Origin of the sequence: Streptomyces sp. NPDC006872 (assembly GCF_040635845.1) — a bacterium.
Taxonomy (GTDB): Bacteria; Actinomycetota; Actinomycetes; order Streptomycetales; family Streptomycetaceae; genus Streptomyces.
Genome location: NZ_JBEYIL010000016.1, coordinates 269772 through 276549, shown reverse-complemented (window position 1 = coordinate 276549; position 6778 = coordinate 269772). Strand labels below are relative to the sequence as shown.

The following is a 6778-nucleotide window of genomic DNA, read 5'->3' as shown; positions in this document are numbered from 1 at the left end:
TCGAGGGTGGACTGCTGGCGGTTCAGCTCGGCGTCGACCGCGGCGGCGATCTCCGGGTCGAGCTCGTGCAGGGGCGTGTTCAGAACAGTCATCTGCGGCTTCCTCGAAGAGCTACGAGTGGACTACGAGCGGACTACGAGTGAACTCGGTGTCTCGAATAACGCAACACGCTTCTGTATGTGCAACATGGTCTTCCGTCCGCTTCGAGGTTGTCAAGGAGCCTGCCGCTCCGCACCGAAGGCCTGAGCCGGTCCGGGAGTCGAAGACCGTCGGAAAGGCGGCCCCGGATGTCGGTTTTCCGGGTTTCGGCGGCCGTGGCTGGAGTCGGACGGCAGCCGGGGCCGAAGGTGATCCCCGTCAGTCGATCCCGGCTCCCAGCCCTCAGCCCCCGGCGCTCAGCGCCGCGGCGCCCCGAGAAAGAGTCTTCCCCGTGAATGCCACGACCACGGCGAACGCGCCGCAGGAACGGCGGGCCGCCACGCTCGTCATGGCCTGCGTCGGTGTGTTCGTCGCCTATCTGCCGGTGACCACCGTCTCGGCGAGCCTGCCCGCCGTCCAGCGGGCCCTCGGCGCCTCGACCTCCCAACTCTCCTGGGTCTCCGACGCGTTCGTCCTGCCGATGGCCGCCCTCATCCTCACCGCCGGAGTCTTCGGTGACGTCCACGGCCGCAAGAAGGTCTTCCAGGCGGGCCTCGCGCTCAGCGGCCTCGGCGCGCTGGTCGCGCTGTGCGCGCAGAACGTCCAGACCGTCTGGGCCGGCCAGGCCCTGGCCGGTCTCGGCTCGGCCGCCCTACTGCCCACCACCCTCGCCCTGATCAGCCACGCGGTGCCGGACCCGCGCGAGCGCGGCAAGTTCATCGGCCTGTGGGCCACCGCGCTCACCGCCGCCCTGGCCCTGGGGCCGATCATCGCCGGCACCATCCTCGACCACTTCGACTGGCGCTGGATCTACCTCCTGCCCGTGCCCGCCTCGCTCCTCGCCATGGCCGCCGCGGCGAAGCTGCTGACCGACTCCCGTGCCCCGGGCTCGCGCCGCCTGGACTGGCCCGGCCAGATCACCGCCGCCCTGACGATCACCGCGCTCGTCTACGGCATCATCGAGGGCGGCGCCGAGTCGTTCACCGACGTCAAGGTCATGGTGGCGCTGTTCGCCGCGGCCGTAGCGGCCGTCGCGTTCGTCCTGCTGGAGCGCCGCAGTGCGAGCCCGATGCTGGACCTCTCCCTGTTCCGCAGCCCGGCCTTCACCGCCACCACCCTGATCGCCATGATCAGTTTCCTGGGGCTGATCGGGTTCTTCTTCGCCCTCAGCCTCTACTTCGGGATGGTCCAGCAACTGTCCACGCTGGACGCGGCCTGGCGGCTGCTGATGGTGTCGATGGTCCCGCTGGTGCTGGGCGCCCCGGTCGGCAAGCTCGTCCACCGCGTCTCGCCGCGGCTCCTGATCCCCGGCGGCCTGCTGGTCGTCACGGCCGGACTGCTCTCCCTCACCGACATCGCCGCCGACACCTCCTTCGGGTCGCTGGCCTGGCGGCTGGCGCTGCTCGGCCTCGGCATGGCTTTCGTCATCACCCCGATGACCGCCACCGCGGTCAGCTCGGTCCCCTTCCACCAGGCCGGCATGGCGGCCGCCGGCAACAACGCCTTCCGTCAGGTCGGCGCCGCGCTCGGCCCGGCCGTCCTCGGCGCCCTGCTGTCCACCAAGGCCGTCGACGCCCTGCCGGGTCATCTGACCGACGCCGGGCTCAGCGGGCAGACCGTCCAGCAGGTCAAGGCGGTCGCCGACGCCGGCGGCATCGGCGCCGTGGCCGGTGTCGACGTCGGTGCGGACACGCCCCGCGTCCTGGGCGCGCTGTCCGAGTCCTTCCTCGACGGCCTGCACCTCTGCCTGGTCGTCGCCGCGGTGCTGACCCTGCTCGCGGCCGCCGTCGGAGCGCTCCTGCTGCGCCGCCCGCAGCACGCGGCGCCGACGAAGACCGTCGGGCCGCGTCAGGAGTCCGCCGCCCAGGGCTCCGCCGCCCGGAGTTCCGGCGGCGCGGGAGCCCAGGGGCTCGGCGAAACCCCCTCCCTGGCGGGCAACCAGACCGGAGGGTGACATCGGACGTGCCGGGCCGCGGGCGTGCCGAGCGGAACGCCAGGCCCGGCACCGACGCCGTCCGTGGGGACGGGCACGGCGTCGCACCGGGGCCCGGGATCGCGCACGATGATCCCGGGCCCGGTGCGACCGCGGCCGCCCACCCGATCACCTCGCCCCGCCTTGAACCAGGAGACCCCCGTGGACTCACCGCCCGTCGACGCACTGGACCTGAAGTTGCTGCAGGCCCTGCAACTCGACGGCCGGGCGCCCTTCAGCCGCATCGGCGAGGTGCTCGGAGTGTCCGACCAGACGGTCGCGCGACGCCTCCGGCGGTTGCGCACCACGGCGGGCCTGCGGGTGGTCGGCCGGCTCGACGAGAGCCGCCTCGGCCGCGCCAGCTGGATCGTCCGGCTGCGCTGCACGCCCGACGCGGCGGAGCGGTTGGCGAACGCCCTGGCCCGGCGCCCCGACACCTTCTACGTCGAGTTGATCTCGGGCGGCACCGAGGTCCTGTGCGCCATGAAGCCCCGCAGCCGACATGATCGCGACGAACTCCTCCTGGAGCGACTGCGGCGCACCCCCGGCCTCGTCTCCGTCAGCGCCCACTGCCTGCTGCACAAGTTCTACGGCGGTCCGCTCGGCCGGCTCGACAAGATCCAGGCACTCGATCCGGACGAGGCGGCGGCACTGCGTCCGCCGAAGAGCGAGCCGGACGACGCATCGGTGCACCTCGACGCGGACGACGAGGCGCTCGTGGACCTGCTCCAGCGCGACGGGCGGGCCACGTTCAGCGAGCTCCAGAGCGCGACCGGCCAGTCGGAGTCGGTGGTCAAGCGGCGGGTGGAACGGCTGCTCTCCTCGGGAGCCCTCTACTTCGACGTGCAGCACGACAGCGCCTTGCTGGGCCTCGCCGTCGGGGCGATGCTGTGGCTCACCGTGGCGCCCTCCGCCCTCGCCGAGGTCGGCCGGGCGCTCGCGGAACACCGCGAGGTCGACTTCGCCGGGGCCATCACGGGCCAGGCCAACCTGGTCGCGTCGGTCGTCGCCGCCGACACCGGCGAGCTCTACCGCTACCTGAGCGAGAAGATCGGCGCCCTCCAGGGCGTCCAGGCGGTCGAGACGACCCTCACTCTGCGCCAGGTCAAACAGCTGACGTACGAACCGACCCGCTGAGCACCGACACGGCGACGCATCGACCCGCTGGCGTACTTGGACGAACCTCCAAGATTTCGCCGGTGCGAGTCCGGGCTCTTCTGCGGAGTCGTCACTTGATCCATAGTGACGGGCACATCGCGGAAGATAATTTCCGCATGACGAAAGTCTGGCTCGGAGGATGCCTGTGTCGCTGTCCGTACCGTCCCGCGCGCGACGCGTCGCACGTCTGCTGCGTACCTCGCTGTTCATCCAGGTCGCCTGCGCCCTGGTGCTCGGATTGCTCGTAGGCCGGCTGTGGCCCGATGTGGGCACAGCGGTCCAGCCGTTGGGCGACGGCTTCGTGAGGCTCATCAAGGCGGTCATCGCGCCGCTGGTGTTCTGTGTGGTGGTCACCGGCATAGCCAAGGCCGGCAACCTCAGGGCGTTCGGCCGCATCGGCCTCAAGGCCCTGATCTGGTTCGAGGTGGCGACGACGTTCGCCCTGCTCATCGGACTGGTCGCGGGAAACCTGGTGCAGCCCGGCGCCGGTATGAACGTCGACCCGGCCAAGCTCGACGCGGGCGCGGTCGACGCGAAGACCGGCGGTGGCTCACTGCCGTCGACCGGCGAGTTCCTGCTGCACGCCCTCCCCGAGAGCGCGGTCGGAGCGTTCGCCGAGAACGCGCTCCTGCAGGTCCTGGTCCTCGCCTGTCTCGTGGGCGCGGCTCTGTTGCACCTGGGCCACACCAAGGTCCCCGCGATCCTGCCGGCCGTCGAGCAGGTGCAGGAGGTCGTCTTCGCGATCGTCGGCTTCGTCATGAAGCTCGCGCCCCTCGCCGTCTTCGGCGCCACCGCGCACCTGGTCGGCCAGTACGGGCTGGGCGTGCTGTCGACGTACGGCAAGCTCATCGGCGTCTGCTACGCCGTCGCCCTGCTGTTCCTGCTGCTGCTCGCGGCGGCGCTGAAGGCGTTCACCGGGCTGAGCCTGTGGAAGTTCGTCCGCTACACCCGCGAGGAGATGCTGCTCGCCCTCGGCACCGCCTCCAGCGAGACCGTCATGCCCCGCATGATGCAGAAACTGCGCCACGCCGGCTGCCGTGACGACGCCGTGGGTCTCGTGGTGCCCACCGGCTACTCCTTCAACCTCGACGGCGCCTCGATCTACCTGTCGATCGCGACGCTCTTCATCGCGCAGGCCGTGGGCGTCGACCTCACCCTCGGCCAGCAGGTGACCGTCGTGCTGATGCTCATGCTCACCAGCAAGGGCATGGCGGGCGTGCCCGGTTCGGCGTTCCTCGCCCTGTCGGCGACCGCCTCCGCGCTCGGCGTCATTCCCGCCGGGGCCGTCGCCCTGCTCCTTGGCGTGGACCGCATCATGGACTCGATGCGCGTCGCCACCAACCTCCTCGGCAACTGCGTGGCCGCCTTCGCGGTCTCCCGCTGGGAAGGCGCGCTGGATCTGGACCGGGCGAAGCGGGTCCTGAACGGGGAGGCCCCCATGGCGCCCACGGACCTCATGGACCCGGTGGACCCCGTGACCCCGACGGCTCCGGACACGGCCCCGGCTCCGGACGCCCCGCGCGTGGACGTCGACCGCCCGAGCTGACGCCCGCCGTCAGGCCGGTACCTCGAAGAGCCGCAGTTGGAGCGCCAGGGTGCTGTAGTAGCCCACCAGCGTGGACAGTTCGAAGAGCGTGCATTCGCCCAGCGTGGCGCGGGCCGTCTCGTACCCGGGCTCGTCCAGCACCCCGGCGCGGTCGGTCAGGGCCCGCGTGAACGCCCAGGCGGCCCGCTCGACGGGATCGGACAGGCCCGGGTCGCGGCCCTCGCGCAGGGCCAGCAACTCGTCGTCCGTCAGGCCGACAGCGGCCCCGACGCGTTCGTGCGCATGGCGTTCGAAGGCGCTGTCCCAGGCCTGGGCGACCACCAGGATCGCGATCTCGCGCAGCCGCGGACCGAGGCCGGTGCGGTAGCGGATCGCGGCGCCCAGCTCCTGGAGCGCCCGGCCCGCGCCGGGGCTGAGCAGCATCGCGTTGAACGGCCCCCGCAGACACCCTTCGTCGTCGGTGAGCGCGAAGAGCTGCGGGCCGGCGGAACGCGGTCCGCCGGTGATATCGGCGTACAACGCCCGCTGCTCGGTGTCGAGTTCGGCCGGGGTGAGCAGCCGCAGCCGGGTGCTCACCGCGCTTCCCCCGCCGCCGAGGCCGCGTCGGAGACCGCATCCGGCGTCGCTGCCTTCGCCAGCGCGGCCAGATCGTGGTCCGTCAGGAGCCGACCTTCACGGGCCATCAGCTCCCGGGCCCGGTCGAGAACGGCGTCCACCTGGGCGGGCGTCGGATCGACGCCGAGGGCCGTCAGCTTGTCGGTGAGGGTGTAGGGGCCGCTGTCCGGAGTGAACGGCACCTTGCGGAAGTTGCCGACCGCCGCCGGTTCGAGACAGTTGTGCAGGAGGGGGTCGATCTCCGTCTCCTGGGTGATGAGATCCATGCCGCCCCAGCAGAAGGCGTGGGTGCCGGTGACCGGATGGTTCCAGGCCGGGTGATAGTTCGTCAGTTCAGCGCCCACCCGGGCCAGTTCGGTGAGGTTCTCGGTTCTGATGCCGGTGCGCACGCCGTACAGCGCCTCGAAGGCGAGCGTGGTCGCCGCCAGGTCGGCGTTGCCGGGGCCGCCGCAGTATCCGTTGACCGACAGTTCGACGGCGCCGGCGCCGGCCCGCACGGCCGCCACCGCGCAACCGACCGCCAGGCCGAAGGTGTTGTGCGGGTGCAGCCCGATCTCCACTTGCGGTGCGAGGGCCTTCGTGCGCCCGACGAGATGCGCGAACGCCTCCGGGCTCATCGCGCCCGGGCCGTCGAACAAGGTGAGTTCACCCGCTCCGGCGGCGGTGAGGACGGCGACCGACTGCTCGTGGGTCTCGTCGGTGGCGTAGGAGACCATGAGCAGCGGCACGATCACGTCGAGGCCGCGGGCCCGGGCGTACTCGACCAGGCCCGCCGCACGGGCGAGCACGCCGGCCCGGTCGCGCGGGGTGTCCGGGGTGCGCCACTCCTCGCCGCGCCACGCCCGGCCGTACACCGGGGCCTGGTAGATCAGCGAGGTCTCGCCGAAGCCCTGCACCCAGACCTGGACGGCGTCGTAACCGGCCGCCGCCGCCCGGTCGATGTCCTCGCGTGAGCGCATCAGCGGGCAGATCACCCTGCAGTCCGGGTTCTCGCCCTTGACCAGCTCGACTTCGGCCTTCAGCGCGGCCGCGTCCCGGCCGCCGAGCCCCGCCGTGACGACCTCCGGCACTCCGCAGGCGACGAGCCGGCGCAGGAACGCCCTCTTCGCCTCGACCGGGGCCACCACGCCGGGCAGTGTCTCGACGGATCGCAGCGTCGCGTCCCGCAGCCGTACCGCGCGGGGGAGTGAACCGGTCACTTCCGGACGGCGGTTGAGGGGACTGACCGACCAGCGGCCCGGCTCGTAGGCGCCGGCCGCGCGGCGCGACGCCAGCTCGGCGCGAAACCGGGCGATCTCGTCGGGGGTGAACACGGGCGGCTTGTCCATGGATCTCCTCGGATCTCCTCA

5 protein-coding genes are annotated in these 6778 nt (G+C 71.8%); 3 read left to right on the top strand and 2 right to left on the bottom strand.

All coding sequences use genetic code 11. The features are described from left to right. The first annotated feature begins 487 nt into the window (after nt 1-487). The 3 genes from ABZ725_RS38420 (at nt 488) to ABZ725_RS38410 (ending at nt 4814) form a co-directional block, all read left to right on the top strand. On the top strand, nt 488-2092 hold the full coding sequence (locus tag ABZ725_RS38420) for an MFS transporter (protein WP_358807044.1): 1605 nt from the start codon (nt 488-490) through the stop codon (nt 2090-2092). A 180-nt stretch (nt 2093-2272) separates the two neighbouring features. Then, nucleotides 2273-3247, top strand: coding sequence for an Lrp/AsnC family transcriptional regulator (locus tag ABZ725_RS38415; RefSeq protein WP_358807035.1), 975 nt, complete (start codon nt 2273-2275; stop codon nt 3245-3247). A gap of 160 nt (nt 3248-3407) precedes the next feature. After that, the gene (locus ABZ725_RS38410; RefSeq protein WP_358807034.1) at nt 3408-4814 is read left to right on the top strand and encodes a cation:dicarboxylase symporter family transporter; all 1407 of its coding nucleotides are present in this window, start codon (nt 3408-3410) and stop codon (nt 4812-4814) included. Between the two features lie 9 nt (nt 4815-4823). Here the strand turns inward: ABZ725_RS38410 and ABZ725_RS38405 are convergent, their stop codons facing one another. Both ABZ725_RS38405 and ABZ725_RS38400 read right to left on the bottom strand, forming a co-directional pair. Further along, nucleotides 4824-5390, bottom strand: a complete 567-nt coding sequence (locus ABZ725_RS38405; RefSeq protein WP_358807033.1) for a carboxymuconolactone decarboxylase family protein — start codon at nt 5388-5390, stop codon at nt 4824-4826. Then, nucleotides 5387-6757 carry a hypothetical protein gene (locus ABZ725_RS38400; protein WP_358807032.1) on the bottom strand — a complete coding sequence of 457 codons (1371 nt, stop codon included), beginning with the start codon at nt 6755-6757 and terminating at the stop codon, nt 5387-5389. Before ABZ725_RS38400 ends, ABZ725_RS38405 begins: the two co-directional genes overlap by 4 nt. Between the last annotated feature and the right edge of the window lie 21 nt (nt 6758-6778).

Coding starts and splice junctions, on each gene's coding strand:
- ABZ725_RS38420 (WP_358807044.1), top strand. CDS start 488: ATGGCCTGCGTCGGTGTGTTCGTCGCCTATCTGCCGGTGACCACCGTC.
- ABZ725_RS38410 (WP_358807034.1), top strand. CDS start 3,408: ATGCCTGTGTCGCTGTCCGTACCGTCCCGCGCGCGACGCGTCGCACGT.
- ABZ725_RS38400 (WP_358807032.1), bottom strand. CDS start 6,757: ATGGACAAGCCGCCCGTGTTCACCCCCGACGAGATCGCCCGGTTTCGC.